This window comes from Schauerella aestuarii, assembly GCF_009866805.1.
Taxonomy (GTDB): Bacteria; Pseudomonadota; Gammaproteobacteria; order Burkholderiales; family Burkholderiaceae_B; genus Schauerella; species Schauerella aestuarii.
In genome coordinates this window covers 190,299-211,404 of the sequence record NZ_SIZW01000043.1, presented here as the reverse complement: position 1 = coordinate 211,404, position 21,106 = coordinate 190,299, and the positions used below count along the sequence as shown (strand labels likewise).

The 21,106-nt window shown below is 62.7% G+C and carries 20 protein-coding genes; 4 read left to right on the top strand and 16 right to left on the bottom strand.

The window, feature by feature from the left end:
- Positions 1 to 16 precede the first annotated feature (16 nt).
- The 4 genes from EYW45_RS20430 to EYW45_RS20415 all read left to right on the top strand — a co-directional run bounded on the left by EYW45_RS20430 (position 17) and on the right by EYW45_RS20415 (position 4,912).
- On the top strand, positions 17 to 646 hold the full coding sequence (locus EYW45_RS20430; RefSeq protein ID WP_161137311.1) for a TetR/AcrR family transcriptional regulator: 630 nt from the start codon (positions 17 to 19) through the stop codon (positions 644 to 646).
- Between the two features lie 173 nt (positions 647 to 819).
- Positions 820 to 1,353, top strand: coding sequence for a sigma-70 family RNA polymerase sigma factor (locus EYW45_RS20425; protein ID WP_161137310.1), 534 nt, complete (start codon positions 820 to 822; stop codon positions 1,351 to 1,353).
- Positions 1,350 to 2,369 carry a FecR domain-containing protein gene (locus EYW45_RS20420; protein ID WP_161137309.1) on the top strand — a complete coding sequence of 340 codons (1,020 nt, stop codon included), beginning with the start codon at positions 1,350 to 1,352 and terminating at the stop codon, positions 2,367 to 2,369. The genes EYW45_RS20425 and EYW45_RS20420 overlap by 4 nt, the downstream gene beginning before the upstream one ends.
- Positions 2,370 to 2,467: 98 nt before the next feature.
- A complete protein-coding gene (locus EYW45_RS20415) occupies positions 2,468 to 4,912 on the top strand; it encodes a TonB-dependent siderophore receptor (protein ID WP_161137308.1) in 2,445 nt (814 codons plus the stop codon).
- A gap of 5 nt (positions 4,913 to 4,917) precedes the next feature.
- On the opposite strand, the gene EYW45_RS20410 is transcribed toward EYW45_RS20415, so the two are convergent.
- The 16 genes from EYW45_RS20410 to EYW45_RS20335 form a co-directional block, all read right to left on the bottom strand.
- Positions 4,918 to 5,667 (bottom strand): DUF2968 domain-containing protein, encoded by a 750-nt coding sequence (locus tag EYW45_RS20410; protein WP_161137307.1) that lies wholly within the window; start codon positions 5,665 to 5,667, stop codon positions 4,918 to 4,920.
- A gap of 57 nt (positions 5,668 to 5,724) precedes the next feature.
- Positions 5,725 to 7,170 carry a sigma 54-interacting transcriptional regulator gene (locus EYW45_RS20405; protein ID WP_161137306.1) on the bottom strand — a complete coding sequence of 482 codons (1,446 nt, stop codon included), beginning with the start codon at positions 7,168 to 7,170 and terminating at the stop codon, positions 5,725 to 5,727.
- Between the two features lie 10 nt (positions 7,171 to 7,180).
- Positions 7,181 to 9,334: a pilus assembly protein TadG-related protein gene (locus EYW45_RS20400; protein ID WP_268894295.1), complete on the bottom strand. Its 2,154-nt coding sequence runs from the start codon at positions 9,332 to 9,334 to the stop codon at positions 7,181 to 7,183.
- Positions 9,331 to 9,708, bottom strand: a complete 378-nt coding sequence (locus tag EYW45_RS20395; RefSeq protein ID WP_161137304.1) for a DUF3613 domain-containing protein — start codon at positions 9,706 to 9,708, stop codon at positions 9,331 to 9,333. The genes EYW45_RS20400 and EYW45_RS20395 overlap by 4 nt, the downstream gene beginning before the upstream one ends.
- A 118-nt stretch (positions 9,709 to 9,826) precedes the next feature.
- A complete protein-coding gene (locus tag EYW45_RS20390) occupies positions 9,827 to 10,750 on the bottom strand; it encodes a tetratricopeptide repeat protein (RefSeq protein ID WP_161137303.1) in 924 nt (307 codons plus the stop codon).
- Positions 10,750 to 11,736 (bottom strand): type II secretion system F family protein, encoded by a 987-nt coding sequence (locus tag EYW45_RS20385; RefSeq protein ID WP_235939169.1) that lies wholly within the window; start codon positions 11,734 to 11,736, stop codon positions 10,750 to 10,752. Before EYW45_RS20385 ends, EYW45_RS20390 begins: the two co-directional genes overlap by 1 nt.
- A gap of 17 nt (positions 11,737 to 11,753) precedes the next feature.
- Positions 11,754 to 12,695: a type II secretion system F family protein gene (locus tag EYW45_RS20380; RefSeq protein ID WP_407924944.1), complete on the bottom strand. Its 942-nt coding sequence runs from the start codon at positions 12,693 to 12,695 to the stop codon at positions 11,754 to 11,756.
- On the bottom strand, positions 12,695 to 14,053 hold the full coding sequence (locus EYW45_RS20375; RefSeq protein WP_161137302.1) for a CpaF family protein: 1,359 nt from the start codon (positions 14,051 to 14,053) through the stop codon (positions 12,695 to 12,697). The genes EYW45_RS20380 and EYW45_RS20375 overlap by 1 nt, the downstream gene beginning before the upstream one ends.
- A gap of 9 nt (positions 14,054 to 14,062) precedes the next feature.
- Complete coding sequence (locus EYW45_RS20370) at positions 14,063 to 15,409, bottom strand: P-loop NTPase family protein (RefSeq protein ID WP_161137301.1); 1,347 nt, start codon at positions 15,407 to 15,409, stop codon at positions 14,063 to 14,065.
- Positions 15,406 to 16,860, bottom strand: a complete 1,455-nt coding sequence (locus tag EYW45_RS20365) for a type II and III secretion system protein family protein (RefSeq protein ID WP_161137300.1) — start codon at positions 16,858 to 16,860, stop codon at positions 15,406 to 15,408. The genes EYW45_RS20370 and EYW45_RS20365 overlap by 4 nt, the downstream gene beginning before the upstream one ends.
- Positions 16,861 to 16,879: 19 nt before the next feature.
- The gene (gene cpaB / locus EYW45_RS20360; RefSeq protein ID WP_161137299.1) at positions 16,880 to 17,857 is read right to left on the bottom strand and encodes a Flp pilus assembly protein CpaB; all 978 of its coding nucleotides are present in this window, start codon (positions 17,855 to 17,857) and stop codon (positions 16,880 to 16,882) included.
- Positions 17,858 to 17,870: 13 nt separating this feature from the next.
- The gene (locus tag EYW45_RS20355) at positions 17,871 to 18,335 is read right to left on the bottom strand and encodes a TadE family protein (RefSeq protein WP_161137298.1); all 465 of its coding nucleotides are present in this window, start codon (positions 18,333 to 18,335) and stop codon (positions 17,871 to 17,873) included.
- A 1-nt stretch (position 18,336) separates the two neighbouring features.
- A complete protein-coding gene (locus EYW45_RS20350) occupies positions 18,337 to 18,801 on the bottom strand; it encodes a TadE/TadG family type IV pilus assembly protein (RefSeq protein ID WP_328703666.1) in 465 nt (154 codons plus the stop codon).
- On the bottom strand, positions 18,768 to 19,292 hold the full coding sequence (locus tag EYW45_RS24900) for an A24 family peptidase (RefSeq protein WP_328703665.1): 525 nt from the start codon (positions 19,290 to 19,292) through the stop codon (positions 18,768 to 18,770). Before EYW45_RS24900 ends, EYW45_RS20350 begins: the two co-directional genes overlap by 34 nt.
- A gap of 66 nt (positions 19,293 to 19,358) precedes the next feature.
- A complete protein-coding gene (locus EYW45_RS20340) occupies positions 19,359 to 19,571 on the bottom strand; it encodes a Flp family type IVb pilin (protein WP_161137295.1) in 213 nt (70 codons plus the stop codon).
- Positions 19,572 to 19,696: 125 nt separating this feature from the next.
- Positions 19,697 to 20,521: an MHYT domain-containing protein gene (locus EYW45_RS20335; RefSeq protein WP_161137989.1), complete on the bottom strand. Its 825-nt coding sequence runs from the start codon at positions 20,519 to 20,521 to the stop codon at positions 19,697 to 19,699.
- Between the last annotated feature and the right edge of the window lie 585 nt (positions 20,522 to 21,106).

Genomic DNA, 21,106 nt, shown 5'->3' with positions numbered 1-21,106 from the left:
AGCAAATACCCCTGCAATGGAGACGGATACTGCGGTGGTTACGGAGCGCCGCCCGCGCGGGCGGCCGTTGTCGTTCGACCGCGAAACCGTGCTCGAGCGCGCCATGCATGTGTTTTGGCGCCAAGGCTACGAAACCACGTCGATCAGTGACCTCACCACCGCCATGGGCATCACGGCGCCCAGCCTCTATGCGGCGTTCGGCGATAAGGAAGGCCTGTATCGCGAGGCGGTGCAACGCTATCGCAAAGGACCCGGCGGCTACAACGAGTGCATGATGTCGGATCCGCACGACACGCGCGCCGTTGTGCGCGAACTGCTGGTGTCGGCTGCAAACAACATGTCCTGTCCCGAAACGCCGTCGGGCTGCATGATCGTGATGTCCGGGGTGAATTGTTCGCCGGAGTCTGCCGATATCCAATTGCTGCTCACCGAGTGCCGTACGGGATTTGAGACCGACCTCACCGCGCGCATTCAGCACGGCATCGACAACGGCGACGTGCCGGCATCGGTATCCCCGGGTGCGCTGGCCAAGTTTTATTCGGCGGTACTGTGCGGCATGTCGATGCAGGCGCGAGACGGCGCCACGCACGATGCGTTGATTGCGATCTGTGACGCCGCCATGGCGGCCTGGCCGGCCAGGCCGTAGCGGTTGGCTTGGACAGGAAAGTGCTCGAGCGCTCAGTGCGCTTGATGCGCTTTGCCGATCACAGCGCTTTACACGGCGCGGAATGGCGCATTGCACAATCGGACTGCTGACAATAGAATGCGAATCAGTCGCGTTTTCAACGTCGGCATTCCTTTTGTCTTTTGTCGTCGACCATGTCTGCCCCTTTGCCGGCTCCCCACCCCTTGTATGCGTTCTATCAGAGCCACCACGGTTGGCTCTATGGCTTGTTGCGCCGCAAGCTCGGCTCGGAAGGCGACGCGGCCGATCTCGCGCATGACGTGTTCGTGCGCCTGCTGGTCAAACCCAGACAGTTCGACGGCGAATCGGGCGCTCGTGCCTATCTGAGCACCATGGCGCGCGGCATGTGCATCGATCTTTGGCGCCGCCGCGACATCGAAGCCGCCTGGCTGGCCGCGCTCGCGGCCAAACCCGACATCACCGAACCTTCGCCCGAACAGCGCGCCATAATCTTCGAGGCGTTGCGCCAGGTTGACGCCGTGCTGCGCAAGCTACCGGCCAAGACAGCCGATGCGTTCGTGATGGCCATGGTCTACGGCATGTCCGGTACCGATATTGCCGCTCGTCTGGGCGTGTCGGATCGCATGGTGCGCAAGCACACCGCACGCGCCATGCTGCAATGCCTGGTGCTGCGGATGCAGGATGACGTCACACCGCAGGCGGCATGACATCGTCCACGCGTCCTTCGCAGCCGCTGCACATTCCCTATGAAGCGCTCGAAAGCGCAGCGGACTGGTTTGCCCAACTGCGCGCCAGCCAATGCGATCCAGCGACCCGGGCCGATTGGCAGCGCTGGCTCGACGCCAGTGACGACCATCGCCAAGCCTGGCGGTATGTCGATCTCGTCAACGCGTCCTTTCAAGCAATGCGGCAGCCGGACAACGCCGTCATCGGCGAAGCGGCGTTGCAATCGTTGCGCACGACCGGCGTTTCTCGCCGACGGGCACTTGGTGCGATCGGATTGCTCGGCGGCAGCAGCCTGTTGGCCTGGACGAGTTGGAAGGTGTCGCCCCTCCCCGCCATGGCGGCGTATTGGTTGGCCGACTGTCGTACGGCAGTCGGCGAGAGGCGTTCCGTGCGACTGGCCGACGGCGGCCAGGTGTGGCTCAACACCGACAGTGCCGTCGACATCGCCTATACACCTCGAGAGCGGCTGCTGCGGCTGACGCGCGGCGAGATCCTCATTCACACTGCCGGCCAGCGCGATCCGCCCGACTCCCGTCCCTTTCGGGTAGCGACGCGCGACGGCCGCATCGATGCCCTGGGTACGCGCTTCGGCGTGCGGCAATTCGATGCGACGACGCGCGTGGCCGTATTCGAAGGCGCGGTCGCCGTCAATACTGCGGCGAGCGCTTCCCACAGCGTGCTGCGTGCCGGCGAATCGGCCAGCTTCGACCGCAGCGGCATCGGCGCCCTGCAACCCGCCGATGCAGCCCAGGCGGCGTGGCAACGGGGGGTACTGCTTGCCGAGAACATATCGCTCAGCCAATGGGTTGACGAGCTTGGCCGCTATCGCCGCGGCCATCTGAGTGTGGATCCCGCCGTCTCCGATCTACGCGTGCTTGGCAGCTTTCCCACAAGCGATACGGATCTCGCCCTGAGCCTGCTCGAAAGTGCCTTGCCCGTGGTGGTGCGTCGGCGCTTCGGTTGGTGGACCACCATCGGCCCGCGTTCCGTGACGTAGCGGGCAGCGCTTTATTTTCAGCCAAGGGTTCCGGATTTCCGCCTTCGTTCGATTCGTAAGGTGACGCCCTATCTTCGAAGAACTCCGGAACGCATCGCATGCCCTTCACGTTTTCCTCCCGCCCCGCATCTCTCAAGACCCGACCCCACACGCCCATCCTGCCCATGTTGCGTGCACTGCCCCTGCTGCGCGCGCTGCAGCTTGCAACGCTTGGCACCAGCGTGTTTGCCGCAACGGCACTGGCGAACGCGCAAACGCGCCTTGAATCGCCCCGGCCGTTGCGTTTCGACGTGGCGCCAGGCCCCCTCCCCGTCGTGTTGGCGCGCGTCGCCAGCATGGCAGGCGTCTTCCTTGCAGGCGACGCGGCGCTGGCCGACGGTCACACGAGCGCAGGTTTGCACGGCGTGTACAGCGCACCGGACGCCCTTGCGCGCGTGCTGGCCGGCACGGGGCTGGTGGCCATCGCGCAAACACCCGACGCCTACATTCTGCAACGCGCCTCGTCCGCCGGCATCGCCAGCCTGGCCCCGGTGACGGTGACGGGCGTTGCCGACGCCACCACTGAAGACACGGGCGGGTATGCGGCCCCGAACGTGACGATCGGCAAGTCGATCCAGGCGCTGCGTGAGATTCCGCAATCCATCACCGTGGTCACGCGCCAGCAAATGGATGACGAACGCTTGACCACGCTCAATCAGGTGCTGGAAGCCACCAATGGCGCCACGGTGGTCAAAAGCGATGACGCCAACGAGCGGTCCGAAATATTCTTTCGGGGTTTTCGATTGGACAGCGTCAAGGTCGATGGCGTATCGGTGTCGAGCAACAATGAAGTCACTACCTTCGATACCGCCATCTACGATCGGGTGGAAATTCTTCGCGGGCCTGCTGGCGTGTTGCAAGGCGCGGGCGAACCGAGCGGCACCGTCAATCTGGTCCGAAAGCGCGCGCCCGGCGTATTTTCAGGCAATGCCGAACTCAGCGGCGGCTCGTGGGATCGGCAACGCGCGGCGGTCGATCTCGGCGGCCCGATCGTCGCCTCCGGCGCCGTTCGCGGCAGGCTCGTCGCGGTGACGGAGAAAACCGGCTCGTATATCGACCTCGTCAATGCCGAACGCCAGCTCGTCTTCGGCACCCTCGACATGGATCTCGGCGAGCGCACCACACTCACGCTGGGCGGCACGCATCAAAACGGCGACAGTCGCGATTCCCGCGGCCTGCCCACGTACACCAACGGCGAATTGCTGAACGTTGCGAGATCGACATTCATCGGGCCCGATTGGGCCCACAACGACACGCGCGCCACCGATCTGTTCGCCAATCTGGAGCATCGATTCGGTGGCGGCGCCGTTTTCGCCTTGAACGGCAATCTGCTCGATCGCCGGCGCGACAGCAAGCTCGCATTCGCCGATAGCCCGGTCGATCGCATGACCGGCAATACCACGTTGCTGCCGCAGCATCGCATCGACACCGAGCGCAATCAAAACGTGGATGCTTCGTTGTCGATGCCCTTCGACGTGGGCGGCCTCGAACAGCAGCTCATCGCCGGCGCCGAATATCACAACGCCACGCAAAGAGGCACCCGCGCCCGGGCCGGCGACATCGTGCAGAACGTGTTCAATCCCGATCACGGGGTCGCCGAACCCGATTTCGTGTTCGACCGATTCGATCAGGTCGACATCGAGCAATATGGGGTGTACGGTCAAAGCCGCATCAAGCCTGTGGCCTGGGGCACGATCGTGCTGGGTGGCCGCATGAGCTGGTGGGACAGCACGTCGTTCGATCGCGCAACACGCGAGCGCACTGCGGCCTCGCGCGAGAACGGCAAGTTCACACCTTACGCCGGTGTGGTCGTCGATCTTTCGCAGAACCTGTCGGCCTACGGCTCGGTTGCGTCGATCTTCGTTCCCCAGCAAGAGACCACGGTGGCGGGCAGTGTGCTGCCGGCGCGACAAGGCAAGCAATACGAATTGGGTTTGAAAGGCGATGCCGATGAGGGCAGGCTAACCGGCAGACTGGCGATTTTTCAGATCGACGATGAAAACCGTGCGGTGAGCGATCCGGTCGACGACGACTACTTCCTCGCATCCGGCAAGGTACGCAGTCGCGGCTTCGAGGCCGAAGCCGCCGGTGCCATCACGCCGGCGTGGCAGATTGCCGCCGGCTACACGTATCTCTCGACCGCATTTCGAGAAGGCAACGCCAACGAAGGTGCCGCCTTCGAAACGCGCGCGCCCAAGCATGCCGTGCGCGTGTCCACCAAGTACACGTTGCAGAATGGACCGCTGCAAGGGCTCGATGTGGGCGGCGCGTTCCGTGCCTACACGCGCACCTACAGCGCGGACGATGGCCCGCGCATCGACCGGGCCGGCTTTGCGACGCTCGACCTGCGACTCGGGTATCGCTTCAGCAAAACATTGAGCGCGAGCCTGAACGTCACCAACCTTCTGGACAAGAAGTACTACGCCTCAACCAGCTACACGGACCGCCAGAACTACTTCGGCGATCCGCGCGCGGTGTGGCTGGGCCTGCGGGCGCAGTGGTGAAACGCTTACTTGCCGCGCTTGCCGCTGCCGATCTCTTGCTGACGACGCTGCAAAGCGTCGATCTGCGCCTGGATCGCGCGCAATTCCTCCCGCGCCTGCTTTTGCTGTTGTGCCAGCGCGTTGGCCTGCTCGCGGCTCTGCGCCTGACGGGTCTGTACTTCGCGTGCCTGCTGTTCGCGCACACTTTCATCGGCCTGCAACGTACTCAACAACTCGCTCCGCGTTGAAAGCGTGCGCTCGGCAAGTGCGTTTTCAGCCTGCAGGCGGATGCGTCGCAGGTCGACCTCGGCCAACTCGGCCGACTGCGCGACGAAACTGCGATAGGCGGCTTCGGCCTGCCGCTCCGAACTGGTTTTGACGATGCGCCAAAAATTCTTCTGCTGAAACAAGGCAGCGTAGTACGTCAACGTTTCGGCGTTGAACAACAGGCTGGCGCCGTAGCTGCCGTTGTAAGCCGTGCGCAGTTCGGCCACTTCGCGACTTTGAATCATGCCTTGCAATTCGGACACCGTGCTTGCAGGCGGCGTAGTCGTGGCGGCAAGTGACGGCGCCTGCGCAGCGGCCGGCGGCGTCACGGGCTCAGGCGCGGCGGGCGGGGCATCCACTTGCTTGACGGTCGGCCGCGGTGCCGGTTCGGGCTTTTGATTTCCCAACACGCCGCAAGCGGTCAACGTGGCCAACAGCAGCGACACGACGCCCAATCGCGCAACGCGTCGAACCGACCCTGCGGCACCGTATTGCGGCCTGACTTTCATGCTTTATTTCCTCTTCCAGTGGGCGTGCACAAGGTGCACGCGCAATATTGTTCTTGATCAGCCTTCATATGCATCCTCGGTCATCGAACCGTTGACGCGATTGAGCTGCAATTTTCGCATCTTTTCCCATAAAACCTTACGACTGATTCCCAGCGCCTGCGCCGTGTCTTGACGGCGCCAGCCATTCGCCTGAAGCGCCGTCATCACGCGTGCACGCTCGAGCAACTCGGCAGGACTCAAACCGCGCCCATCGGTGGGTTCGAGATCGGCAGAATCGGCAATGTGCATCTGCGGTGCCGTGGCGGCGATACCCGCGTTGCGCATCCGCATGCGATCGAATACCGCCTGGATCCGCACGAAATCCCAATTGCCCAATTGCCGGCGCACCAGGGCCACGCGTTCCACAAGATTGGACAACTCGCGCACATTACCGGGAAATGACGTTCCCCCAACCTGGTCGAGCAGCCACTCCGGCGGCTGTCCGCCTTCGATCGCGTCCTGCCCGCTCTCCCAGAAACGGGCCAGCAGCGCGCGGAACAAGGCGATCTTCTCATCGCGGCCACGCGTGTCCAAGGTAGGCACCGTCAGTTCGATGACCGCCAATCGGTAATACAGGTCCGCGCGAAATAGTCCCCGCGCCACGAGATCGGTCAAATCCTTGTTGGTGGCCGACACCAACCGAAACCGTACGGGCACTTCGGTGGTCGATCCCAAACGCGTGACGGTGTTGTGCTCCAGCACACGCAGCAACTTCACTTGCTGATACAGCGGCAAATCGCCGATTTCGTCCAGGAAAAGCGTGCCGCCGCTCGCCTGCTCGAAGTAGCCTTTATGTGCGCCGATAGCGCCCGTAAACGCGCCCTTTGCGTGGCCGAAGAAATGCGCTTCGAACAAGCCTTCGGGCACGGCGCCGCAGTTCACCGCCACAAACGGGCCCGACGACCATGCCGCCTGATCGTGCAAGCGGCGCGCGATGCGTTCCTTGCCCACGCCGGTTTCGCCGAACACGAGCACATTGCTGCCGCAGTCGGCAAAGATATCGACCTCTTCCAATACGGCGCGCATGGCTTGCGATGTGGCGACCAGGGGTGCCGCCTCCGTGGGCTGCATGGCGCCGCGCGCCGCCGCGCCGCCGGCGATACGGTTGAGCAACGCGCGCAGCTCTACGCCACTGAACGTATGCGGCAACGTATGGGCATGACTCGGCGGAAAAAAGGTGGGATCCTGACCGCGCGTTTCGGCCGCGACCCAGATCACCGGAATCGCCTCGTGGGTAAGCCAATCCAGGCCGAAGAAGTTGCCGTCGCCCATCAACGCCACCGACACCAGCGCCACCTGTGTCCGGGCCGCATCGCGCAGCGGCGGAAACCCTGCATCGACGCCCGGCCGGATCACATTGACGTCATAGGCCGCCAACATGCGCTCGGCCCGCACCCCTACATCGGTGCCGCCTTCCCAGACGTAGAGATCGATATCTTCAGTGACGATGGCGGATCGATTCATGGCAAGCGGATCAGTAAACCAGCCGCGGCTGGCCGCACTGGATGTCGAACAACGTGACGTCGGTGCGGCCCAGTTCCACGCCCACGATATCGCGCGTGGTGGTGAGCAAGAGACTGCTCACGCTGTTGAGCAGCGGCGAGAGCACCGTTTTGCTCAGGCGGCACACGATGCCGCACGCGTGCACGGCGGGGAGCACATTGGTGGGTGCGGAAGCGATGAACTGCGCAAGGTTGCGCTGCACGCAGCCGGGGTTGCCTTCCAGCACAACCGTCAAGATGCCGCTGCAGCCACTCAAGCCGACAAGGTTGGTAATCGATCCCAGCAAACCCGGCGTCGCGCTGACGGTGTTCGAAAACGCCGTCCACACGGAAACGCGTTCGGTCTTGCAAATCACTAACAAGGTGCAGGAGGTGTAATCCACCTGCCAGTCGCCCAATGGCGGCAACGCCCCGGGGGCCGTCTGATTGCGGCTGCCGTTACGCAGCGCATACACCGCTTCGGCAAGGTTGTAGGTGCCATTGCTGTTGCGCGTGGCGTTCAAGTACTGCGAGGCAAGTTGCTGCGCGCCGCCGACATCGGCCGAATTATTTGACGCGCCGTCCAGCAACCCAACCAGATCGAGCGCTTGCGACAACGCAGCAGGAATGACGTTGAGCGACAGCGCATTCGTGGCACCGGTGATCGTGGTCGGCAGCGATGCCGGCGTGGGTGCCGAAAACTGCAGATTCTGCACCGTGCCCCCGCCAACGTTCGTATCCATTGCGTTAAGCAACACACGTGACGGCGGCAGCGAAAGCCCAAGGAATCGCAACACGGTGACTTTCTGCAGATTATCGTCGCAGGCCTGCTTCAATGAAAACTTGGTGCCCTCGTTCGGTATGCCGATGCACGCCTTCACCAGCGACGACTGCAAGGCGATCGTGGCCGTGCGCACGGGCGGCTGGCAGGAGAGCGCCGTCAAGGTGCCCTTACCGCTTGCGAGATCAACGACCAGCGGCAAATGCACCCGTAGATTGAGCGTTTGCAATACCGTCTTCAACAACGGCCACTTCGCAGCGGTAATCTTGTCGGTGTCGATGTCGACGTAAATACGCGTTTGCGCGTTGTAAGCGACGGTTCCCACCCCGCCCACGGCGAGCGACGGCGGCTCGACGATACCGGCCTGAACGGAAATGGCGCTGTCGAGAAGGCTCAGGTTAGGCACGAACGCCGCGCGCCCGGCGCTGGCCACACTGATGGCGGTCGACACGAGATCCAGTGCGCTGATGGAGGTGGTGAGCGCCGCATCCTTCCCTGCGTTGGTGACCGTGGTGAGCAACCCTGCCGTGTTGCCATCGCCAAACAGATTGATGTTGACCTGATTGACGTCAAGGGATGCCGGCAACTGTCCGATCAACGCACGAATCTTGGCCGCCTGATCTCCGCCCACCACCGTCGCCGTGGCGTTGATCAATTGCCCCAGCGACAGCTTCGGCACATTCAACAGCGCATTCGCACCACCCAGCGTGAGATCGGTCGCCAACGGAATCCCGGCGGCCTGCATCAGCGCCAGCGGCGTCAGCTTGGCATTGGCGATGCCGCTGGCATCCAGCGCCGAGAGGTTCACGCCAAGCAGGCCGAGCAGGTTGTTCTTGGTGGTCGACGTGCGCGCGAGTTGCGACGCGACCGAGAACACGGCGGCCGGCTCGGTATTGGCGGCGATCGCTTCGCCACCGGTGATGAGGGTGCTGGAGGCACCGGTGATCGCCGGCACGATGGGGTTGATGGGCTTGACGATCTTGACGCTGATCGCGTTGAACGCTTCGCCCGCCGCCGGTGCGCGCAGATGCCTGCCGGCGGCATCGGTGCTCGTGCCGTCCCACCGTTGACAACTCACTTGCAGCTCATTGCCGGCCATTGCCCCCACGTAGGACGGCATGTTGGCCACCACCGTCGTCCGCGCGGCTGCGATCGCAGCGGTGCACTCGGCGGCAGAGCCGCCATACAGCACCTTCGCGCCGGTCAACGCCGCCATATCGGCCGCGTTCTGCGCCGCGCGCTTCATGTAATACAGATAGCCGATCTGCGCCGAGCCCATCAAGACCAAACCGACGAGCACGGCGAATATTGCGGGGACCGCTATCGATCCGCGCTGATCGCGACGCGTCGGCCGGCCCGAAATCATTGCTTGTTCCCGCCGTCTTCGACGCGTTCTTTGTAGAACTCGGGAATCGGATGCGTAAAGCTTTCGATATACCGGTTCCAGGAGGCGGTTGCGACCGCACCGGGGATCAGCAGCGTGTTGCCGGCGCGACGGCCGTCGGCCTGCGCGGCAAGCAGCGCGCGCGTCGTGGTGCCCACCTCGTCCGCAGGCACGGCTGCCGGTGCAGGTGCGGGGGTAGCGGGCGGCACGGCGCGAACCACGCCAGCACTGGCGGCCGTCGCGGGCGACCCCGGCGCCTGTTGTTGCGCCTGGGCCGAGCCGATGCCGGCAAGCGTTGCCACGGTCGCCGCAATCAACGCGCAGGCGGTTGGCGGCGAAACTCGGAAATGAATCATGACAGGGTCTCCGCTTTGCCCGGTGGGCGGTCATGGAAAAAGTCGTCGTTCGCGGCAAGCGCCTGACGCGCCACGGGTAGCGTGACGCCAGGCGCCGCCGGTCGATACAGGATGACGGTCATTGCACCAGCCTCCCATGGTCAAGCCCGCCGTCGCGCACTGCCGTGGCGGCCAGGGGCGCGCGGCTTGACGGCGTGGGCACATCGCGATTGCGCACAACCGGAGCGGTGGCGCCAGCGGCACTGATGCCGCTGGCAGCGCGTACGGTTTGCGGTGCCACGGCCGCGATGGGGATGGCGGCTTGTGCGCGCCGCAACTGCGCTTCGCGTGCCAGCACTCCCACCTGCTCGCGTGCCGCCGCGCTCAAGCCGGCGCGATCCATGATGGCCTGCGCCCGAGCGGGCTCACCCTCAAGCGTGAGCAGCAACGCAAGATTGGCCAGTGCCTTGGCATTGCCCGGCGCCAACTCGGCCGCCTGACCCAACGGTACCCGCGCACCCGCGATATCGCCATTGCGGATGCGTGCAAAGCCCAGATCGCTCAGCACATCGGCTTGCGTGGGCATCAACTGCGCCGCTCGCCCGAGATCGTCCGTCGCTTGCGCGAAATTGCCTTGTGACGCGGCCAGCAGCCCGAGGCCGTGCCACGCCCGGGCTTGCTGTGCGCCACCCAGCAAGGCGCGATAGGCCTGTTCGCTTTCAGCCCGCTGGCCCGTCAAACGCAAGGCATCGGCGCGCAGCAGATTCACTTCGGGATTGGCCCCGAACTGCTGGATGTAGGCATCGATGTAGGCCATCGACGCGAAGTGCCGGCCTTGCGCCTGCGTCTCGCGAATCAACGACAGCATCAGCTGCGGCTGCGATTTCGCCTGCGCCCGATCGTCGTCGCGTTCCTGCTGCTGCAGCGCCGCCTGTTGCGCCTGTTGTTCCTGCATCACCCGCCAGGCCGACATGCCGTCGCCATTGCTTTGGCACGCGGCAAGCAGCGCAAGCGCGCCGCTCATGAGGGCGATACGTCCGCCGGTTCGGAGTCGTGTCAACATCAAAATCCTCCCGATACGCGCGACATCCCGCGCAGTACCGCAATCAAGCCTGCACCGCCCGTCACGATCATCAACGCCGGCAACAGCGTGACCACCATGACGCCCGTCATCTTGACGGTGAGGCGTCCGATTTTTTCTTTCAATCCCATGCGCCGTTTGTCGCGCACGCGTTCGGCAAACCGCTGCAGCGGTTCCTGCACCGCGCCGCCATGACGGTCGACCTGTACGATCAAGCGGCAGATGGCCTGCAGATCGTCGTTCTCGAAACTCGTCGCCAGGCGTTGCAGCGACTGCTCGCGCGTACGCCCCCGGCTGTGCAAATCGACGGCGATGCGCAACTCGGACGTGAGCACCGGCAAGACGTGCGCGAATTCGGTCGTGATCACTTGCAGGCTTTGATCGATGGACAGGCCCACGCCCTGCAGGAGACGCAGCAGATCGATCAGCAGCGGCAGTTCCTCATCCGCTGCGAGACGGCGTCTTTTGGCGCGGCGCGAGATCGTCCATTTCGGCAGCATGTAGCCCAACGCAAAACCGAAGAACAGCGCGGTCAGGCTGCGCAGGCCCGGCGGCAACACGCTCAGCCAGGTGTGCCGCTCCACCATCGCCACCACGCACAGCACCACAATCGCAGCCACTCTGGCGACGATGAACCACGCGCGTGCCCGGGCCATATCGGCAAAGCCGCACATGTCGATCAGCTCACGATCTTCGCCGGCCAGGAGCGCATCCGACCAGCGGCCACGTTCCAGGCGGGCACCCAATCGTTCGGCGGCACGGATGGCGGCCGCCATCCGGCCATCGCCATCGGGTACCGCATCGACCGCGTCGGCACGACGCGACTCGCGCGCCGCCAGTGCCCGATCGACCACGCGGCGATTACGGCCCTGCCGCGCCTGCCGAATCCAGATGCCGGCGGCAAGCGTAATGGCGGCCAGCGCCATCAGCAGCAAGGCCACGACGAACAGCAGATTCGATCCCGTCATTGTCATCGGTGCCACACTCAAATCGACTTTGCCATGCGATACAGCCAATACGATCCGACGATCTGCAGGATGAACGCGCCTACGAGCATCTTGTAGCCCAGGTCGTCCTCATACATCGTCATGAACAATTGCGTGTTGAAGGTCACGATGAACCCCGCGATGAACACGGGCAGCAGCGCCAACACCCAGGCCGACAATCTCACTTCGGCGGACATTGCCACCAGCTCGTTGCGGGCCTGTTCGATATCGCGAATGAACGCCGCCATGCGATCGAGCACGTGGTCGCTGCGCCCCCCAAACCGCATCGCGACCGCAATGATTGCCGCGATCAGCTGGAGCTCGGCAATGCCGTAGTGCTTGGCCACTTGCGTAAGCGCCACATCGAGTTCCTTGCCCGAGCGCGTTTGGCTCACTGCACGCGCCAACACGTCCGACAGCGGTGCATTGGCGGCCTTGGCCGCCTCCTGAAAAGCCGCCGGCATGCTGTTGCCGATCGTGATCAGGCGCACCATCCCGTCGAGAAAGTCGGGAAGCTGCTCGACGATGCGGCGGCGGCGGCTGTCGGCACGCAGCCAGATCGCAAAGACGGTGGCGAGGCAGGCACACAGCAATACGACCGCACCCGCCAGGGGTGACGCCAGCAGGGCTGCAATCAGCGGCGCAACCAGCAAGACCGCCAGCACCCGAATATAAAACGCACGACTGGGCACAATGCCGGCACGCGCCAGCAAACGATCCCACCACCGCAGCCGGAAACCCGACCGCTTCTTCTGGACAGCACTCGCCGCCGCCTTCGGCTCGGCGGCTGCCGGGCTGGCCGCATGCCGCGTAGCCAGGCGATCGTCGATGAATCTGGCCCCAGCCGCCTTCTGGGCGCGCGTGCCGGCCGTGCGCCACAACAGCGCGCCGCCCATCAAGGCGATGAGCGCCAATGCGGCTAGGGTGATGGCGAGCGCCATCAGCGCCGCCTGCCCCAAAAGCCGCCGCCACCCGAGTCGTCGGGGGCTTCGGCCGCATCACGCTCGGCCCGCACTTGCTCGCGATACTTCGCCAGCTTGGGTGTGTGGGGTTGAATACCCAGGCTCGCCCAACGATCGCTTTCGTCGCCATCGGGGGTGGCGAAGCTCTCGTGCTTGAACAACTCCTGCGTGGCGATCACACCGTCGCCCATGCCGGTCACTTCGGTGACGGAAAGCACGCGGCGTTTGCCGTTGGGCAGGCGGCCGATTTGCACGATGAAATCGATCGCGCTGGAGATCTGGCGGCGCAGGCTATCCTCGCTGCCTTGAAATCCAGCGAACCCGGCAAGCATCTCGATCCGGTACAGGCATTCGCGCGGCGAGTTGGCGTGAATGGTGCCCATCGATCCTTCATGACCGGTGTTCATGGCTTGCAGCATGTCGAGCACTTCAGCACCGCGCACCTCGCCCACCACCACGCGATCGGGCCGCATCCGCAAGCTGTTGCGGATCAGGTCGCGAATCGAGACGAGGCCTGTGCCATCGAAGCCCCCCTGCCGCGATTCCAGTCGCACCACATGAGGATGATTGAGCGACAGTTCGGCCGTGTCTTCCACCGTCACGACGCGCTCGGTTTCGGGGATGAAGAAGGCCAGCGCATTCAACAACGACGTCTTGCCCGAGCTCGTGCCGCCTGATACCAGGATATTGCATCGGCTGCGAACCGCCGCATTGAGCAAGGCGAACACCGATTCGTCGAACGTGCCCAGCGTCAGCAGGTCATTGGGCTTGAGCGGATCTTGCCGAAACTTTCGAATCGACACCATGGGACCGTCGACCGCCAGCGGCTCGATGACCACGTTCAGCCGTCCGCCATCGGGCAGGCGCGCATCCACCATCGGTGCGGACTCGTCCAGCCGGCGCCCGAGCGGCGCAAGAATCCGGCGCACGATCCGCAGCACGTGCTGGTTATCGGTAAAACGCAACTCTTCACGCTGCAGGACGCCGCGGCGCGACACGAAAACATTGTTGAAACCGTTGATCAGAATATCCTCCACGGCGGGATCCGAGAGCAGATCTTCCAACGGTCCCAGCCCCGCCAACTCTTTGGTCAGCGCGGAAGCAATCGCACGAATCTCCTCCTGATTGATGGGCAAGCGTCGCTGACGTACGAAGCCCGCCACCTCGATCCCGACGAATTCCTGGATTGCCTCACGCGTCCAACGCCCGAACTCGGCACCGAGCTCTTCGATGCGTGACAAGAGGTGCTCATATGCCGCTCCTTTGATCTCCTGGAAACGATCGCTCGAACCGAAGCCGTTTCCGTCGCTAAATTCCACTGCAGCGCTCATGATCATCGGCCATCCTCAATGGTTGTTTGGCGTGACCAGCCGGCGGTGCACGCCAGGCAGCCAGCCGGAGAGCCAATTGCCCTTTGCGTTGGGCGCCAGGAAATCCGCCGTCATCATGTCGGCGATCTGCTGCAGGGCGCGCACGTACGCATCGCGCTCGGATACCTCATGCAAAAGCTTGCCCTGGTTGGTGCAAACGACGAGCTGCAAGGTGCGATCGGGCAATGTGCCCACCAGTTGGATGCCGAAGCGCTCTGCAATCTGCTGTGCAGTCATGCCGTAACGCTCGTCGTATTTATTGACGACCAGGCGCAGATGGCTGAGATCGACATGCTGGGCGGTCAACTCCTTGATCACGCCGGCAAGCGAGACCAGCGATCCCACGCTCTGGTCGGTAACCAGCCAGGTTTGCTGCGCGCCGCGCGCCAGACCGGCCACGAACTCGGGATGATTGAAGCCGCCTGCGTCGGCCAGCAGAAAGCCGAAATGGTGACGCAGCCGATCGAAGAGCAACAGCGAATCGGGTTGTGAGACTTCGCGCATGGCGGCCATATCGCGCGGCAGCGACACCACACTCACACCGCTATCGGTATGCGCCAGGGCAGACGTGAGCAGCGTGGCATCGAGACGGCGCAGATTGCGAACCGCCTCCACCACGTCGAACTCACTGCTCACATTCAAATAAAGCTGGCAGTCGCCCACGGGCCAGCCCAGATCCATGATGCCGACGCGATCCGCGAGCGGCAACGCGCTTCCCGTGACGACAGGACCGCGCATCGGCCGATCGGCCGCACCATTGCGTGTGATCGCAGACTGAGCCAGACGCTCCTGCAGAATACCGGCCAGATGCACGGCCATCGTGCTGGTGCCCACCCCGGCACGCGCGCCCAACAACAACACGCTGCGATGCGCAGTAGGCTTGTCATCCAATTGCTCGGTGCCCTGCAACAACCGCAGCACCACCTCGTGCACTTCATCCGGCGACGAAAACGGATCCACGAACTCGGTCAAGCCGGCGCGCATGGCCGCGAGCGTGCCCTGCGGCTGGGCCAACATGCCCACCGCGATGCGCGGCACTGTGGGCGCCACACGTGCAAGCAGCCGGGCGAGGTCCGCCGAACGCAACAGCTTGCCCGGCTCGTCGGCCTGCAAGGTGAAGTCCAGAAAGACGGCCTTGGGGCTCAGTTCGCCCAGGCGCCGCGCCAGGGCTTCGGTCGACGGCACTTCCTGCACCAGCATGCCCACATCGCCCAGCGCTTCGGCAAGGCGCGCGGCCACCACGTTGTCGCTGGAGCAAAACAGCATCGCTCCCGATTTCTGTAAACCGACGATCTCTTTGGTATGGGTCTTCATACGCGTCACCGAGAAAATCCGGGCATCTGCTCGCCACCGATCGGACCGAGCAGATAATTACCCCAGGCATTGAAGGCCGTGTCGCTGCGCTCTTGCGCGGCGCCAGGTAAAGGCAACGTCACCCCGCGCGCGATCGGGCGAACGAGGCGCGGCGTGACCAGAATCACAAGTTCGCGATCTTCCTGCGAGTAACGCATGCTGCGAAAGAAAGCGCCGATGATGGGCAGATCGCCCAGCAAGGGAATTTTTTCCACGGCGGCCGTGGTCTGCCGCGATACCAATCCGCTGATGACGAAGCTCTCGCCGTCGCCAAGCTCCACCATCGTATCGGCGCGGCGGGTGCGTATGGCAGGAATGACGGAGGTCTGATTTCCGTTAACGATAGGAATTGCGTTCACGAAGTCGAGTTCACTTGCCTCTGGCGCAACCTTCAACGCGATGCGGTCGCGCGACAACACCGTCGGCGTTACAGTCAATCCGATGCCAAAAGGCTTATAACTCACCGAAGTAGTACCCAGCCCCCCGGACTCCGGAATCGGAATTTCTCCACCGGCTAGAAAACTCGCGCTTTGCCCCGACAGGGCGAGAAGAGTGGGCTCCGCCAGAATGCGCGCCATACCATTGGTCTGGAGCAATCGCAACGTCGCATTCACGCCATTGGTGCCATAGAGGACGTTGAAGCCATTCTGTAACACGGAACCGACACCAGCGGTAGGGAACTCACCTACGCCGGACTGAATTTGCCACGGCCCGTTATTGCGGCCAAAGCTCACCCCCACTTCCTTCAGCGCGGATCGCGACACCTCGACCACCTTGACTTCAACCTGTACCACGCCGCCGGTATCCAGATTCGAGAGATCGACCACGTTATCGGCGCCGCCGCTCGCCTGCGCGGCAGCCAGACGCGCGGCTTCATGACTTTGGGCGGAGGTCGCGCGTCCGCTCATCACGCTTTTTCCACCGCCATGATCGGTCGTGATGCCGGTTTCGATTCCACGCGCGGCAAGTGCCTGCTCGATATCGCCCGACACCCGCAGGGTCCAGACGTCAGGCGCCGCGCTTCCGCGCTGCCATACCCGCAAGGTGGTCGCGCCCGGCTTCTTGCCCACGATTAATACGCTTCCCGCACGACCGCCCTCGCCGGATAGCACCTGCACATCCGCGACCTCGGGATCACCCACGGCGATACGCGCCGGCGCACCCGAAAGCGTCAAGGGAACATTGCCGCGTACGGGCACATCGATGGTACGGGGCGCTTGAGTCTGCGATGCCACCGCACCTGCGGCGACAGGCGTAGCCACGGCGGGTGTCGCCGCACGCCGCGCATTGGACTGCGGTGCAGTCTGGCTCCATGATGCCGTGTGCGCGAAGAGCGCGGCCGCAGTTACCGCCGCAATCGCCCACGTCGTGCCGCCGCTCGCGCGCGCCACCCTGCCGATCCCCTGTGCTGCCCTACGCATTTTTCACCTACTACAACATTTAATAAGGTACGGTTTCCGAGGCGCTGCCCCGGATGATCTGGATCGTCCGGCCTCGCGCCGGGGTATTCGACGTGCGCGCCGCACTGGGCGCAGGCGTTGCGGCAGCCACCGATGCAGGCTGTGTGACTGCAAGCGCTTGCAACTGCATCAAGCTATCGCCGGCATAAGCGGCATTGGACGGCGTATCGATACGCGCCTTGTCTGCAGCCGACAGATCCTTGCGCGGCGCCAGGACGGGACGGCGTTCGGCAAACAAAGTGCGATCTGCTGTGAGCTCGTCATTCGGATTACGCAACGCCATTTGCAGCCGGCCTTGTTTAAGCGCCAACAACAACTCATTCACTTGCTCGATGGGCACGGCCAGCATCGCGGTACGTGCGCCCTGGGTTTGACCGGATGCGGCGGCGGCACCCTCTGTACTGAGCGGACCATCGACCGAGGCCTCGCCATAGGCCAATACGCGCACCTTCGACTGCAGCAGGCGCGTTTGCGCACCTTGAATTTCCTGCCCCTTGTCGAGCATGAAGAACAGATCGACGTAATCGCCGGGCACCACACGATGCGACGCCCCGATCACGTCATCCACGGGAATCGACACGGCCCGCTGGCCAGGTTCGAGATAGGTCGCCAGACCGACAGCCAACGCGCCCGCGGTGATCGGCTCGCCCTGAGCCACGTCGTGCCGCAGACGTTTACCCACCACGCCATCGGCCGATACAAAACCGTGTGCCGGAGAGACTGGCCACTGCACCACTTCGAGTGCATCGGCTGCGATGAGCCCGCCTGCGGGCAGCGCTTTGGTGGCAACCAATACGCCAAAGGTCGGGGCAGCGTCGCGCCTCGCCAACGGGGCCAAGGGTTCGGCTGGCGCAACCACGACGGGCGCGGGCGCTACCGCCAGCTGATACGCCACGATGCCCAACACGACAGCAAGCACCAGCAAGCCGAGGGCAAGAAACTTCGTCAAACGGCCCATGTTGCCGATGCTCCTATTGAACTTGAACAAGCGCACGGCCTGACAACTGCCAGGCTTGCGCATTACTGAAGGCGGGAATGAAATTGCCAACCAGCCGCAGGCCGCTCATCGGCGCCCAGTTGTAGGCGTTGAACGACAAACTGATATTGGCGCACATCGGCGTGGGGGCCAGGCTCGATGCCGCACCCCAAGCGCACGATGTGGTGCTCACCGCACAACCAAGTACGCCATCGCCCGAAAATTTCGCGCGCGCCTGATCGCAAGCCGATGAAGATGCGTCCGACCATTTCGTACCCATCAACTGCGAACGCATCATCGTGCGCGCCACGTCGCCCGCCTGTTGCGAGAGCCGCTGCTGCATCCAGAATAGAAAACCAAAGCCGGCGATAGCGACGATGATGGTGATGAGCAATACGGCGATCATCGCGAACTCAACGGCCGCAGCGCCCGTTTGCTTGCTTGCGCGCGTGCTTGCCATCTCACGTCCCCTTCGCCACCGTGGCGGGCATGCCGATACCCAGGCTCGTCACGGCGCGCGATTCCAATATGGTGCTCTTAGGAATCATCAATCCGCCGATCAAGGGCAGTTGCGGCGTCAAGGGATGCGCACCGTAGGGGTACTGAACCACCAGTTCCATTTGATCTTCCGCCAGCGCAGCCGGGCTGCATGTGGCTTGCCCTACCGCAACCACATTGGCGTTGCCCTGCCGATAGCACACGCCCACACGCATCGCTGTACCGCTCATTGCGGCCACCCAGGATGCCCTATCGTTTGCCACAGAAATCGCGGCCTGGCCGCGAGACACGGGAATATTCGTCGCGCTCGTCCAGCGCAGCAACTGACGCGCACCGTCTTGTGCGGCGAGGTTCAGCGACTGCTGTGCGGTAAACAAAAACCCATACGTCACAATCACGTAGAACACAGCGAAAAAAACGACAAACACGAGTGCGAATTCCACCGCATAAGCCCCACGCTGAGGCCTGCAATGGCCAAATAGGCCCCGTACGGAATACCGCGGCGCACGCGCGCACGGCTGAGAATCACGTCGCGCCGCTTGCCCCAGAATTGGGTTATTGCATGGATGAATGATGGAATCGCGCTCCACATCAGAATGTCGGGCATCGCCACGATGCCCATCACGAAGCCGAGCGCCGCCAAGAATTTCACGTCGCCCGCGCCCAACAAGCGCCAGCGCCAGAAGACGACGAAGGCCGCGCCAAGCGCGAAACCCGCCAGAGCGTTCGTCCAGGTCACCGCCCCCCAGATCGAGGGCTCCCATGCGGAAAACTGAACGGTCAAGAGCCAGAAACTCTGGCAAGCGAGCGCCACAAGGACCAGCGGGTTGGGAACGCGCCGCCATCGCAGGTCGTAGACCACGATCGCAAGCAGCCATATTGCGCACCCAATTACCCACAGAGTATCTCCTACCCTCACGTTGCAACTTCCAGCCAGAGACTAGGCATGTAATGCAATATCAGTCGCTGTTTTTGTGATGCGGCGTTAATTACCAGTTGCGGGCGGCGTAGTAGTCGAACCGCTAGTCAGCGAACTCGTCACTCTTTCGCCAATCGTCTTAAAAAATGCATTGACCGTTCCGGAGAACGTTCCCAACGCCACTACGATGCCCAATACCAACACGCCGACCAGCAAGCCATACTCGATGGCCGAGGCACCGTCTTCTTCATTCCAGAACTTCAACAATTGCGCCTTCATGTCACGCTCCTTTGCGTCACGTAAACGAGCAGCGATATTTCGCCTGTGCTCATAATCGCCGTCGGATGACGGCACTCATATGTGCGGCGGCGGCGATGAATACCGTCTCCACACCCCCTGTCGCATCACGCGTTCTTGCGCTCTGCGATCAGATCTGCTGCCGGCGGAATGGCCGCCGTATCGATCAACGCATCGACGCGAGCGGCGAGATGCGCACGAAAATCCTTCGAGGAGCGCTGCAACTGCCAGCGCATCGCAATCAATACCACCGCCGAAACCAGGAACGTCATATAGGGCAGCGACAAACCGCTCAAATCCCACGCCCCGTTTGGCCGCGGCGCCGTACAGATCACCATCGCGGCCGCGGCACCGGTGTAATGCATGCCGCATACAGCGCCGGCCATCACCAGGGCAGCCAAGCCGCGCTGCAAAATCGACTGCACATGAAACGCCAACCACAACGCGGCGGCAGCGGCCACCACGGCAATCAATACCGAAACCACGATCAAAAGGGGATGCCAGTCGAGATCGGCCGGCATACGCATCGCCGCCATACCGATGTAATGCATCGCCGCGACACCCACCCCGGCAAGCGCTCCCCCGATCAGGCAACGAATACCGCTGAACCGGGCACGTCCCACATACCAAAGCGCTGCACCGCTGAAACCCACCGCCACAATCAAACTCAGTACCGTGTAGCCAATGCCATAGCCCACGACAAACGGCATCTTCTGGGCCTGCATGCCGATGAAGTGCATGCTCCAGATCGCAATGCCGCCAAGCGAAAACGCCGCAATCGCGACATAGCTCACGCGAACACCGATGCCATCTTCGTGGCGGATGTGCGTCGCCGCGAGCAGCGCGACGTACGCACCTAGTGCCGCAATGACATACGACAGCGCGACCAGGCCGGCGTCGAATGCAAGGGGAACCACCGTTCCTTCCACCATCATCACCTCGAGTACAAGTGCGATTTATCGTTAATAAGAACTCAGCAAAACCTGCGGCAGAGTTACTAAGTCTTCACATTTGGAAATCGGGCAACTTCCTAATTTTCCAAATATCTTTTATCGCTCAACTAATACTTAGGACTTAATCCATGTTGCTGATCAGTGTCTGATAAGTCTACGACAGTTACATTAGGATTTTCCCTATAGGCATGGACGAGTAACTTCTTTTTGTCATGGAAGTGGTGGGATCGCAACATCGATGCGCCGCGCAACTTCCAAATTTATCAATTACTTATACCTGCTTTAGCAGCGACTCTAAGCCACCTGCTTAGCAATTGGCGACCGCATCGCCCCCAATAGACATGAATTAAAGTCATACCAGAACTGCGATCATCTCATTCAGCTAGCGCATCCGACGCAATCTAAAAGATTGAGTCTTTCGCGAAACTTACATTTCCAAAATTGCCGATTATCGATTAATAGGTATGCCCATCATTAATAAAGAAGTCGGCGCTGAAACTAATTGTCGCAGCTAACATTTGCTGGCAGTATGTCGTTTGAGCGGGGCAGCTTGCCGCCGTATTT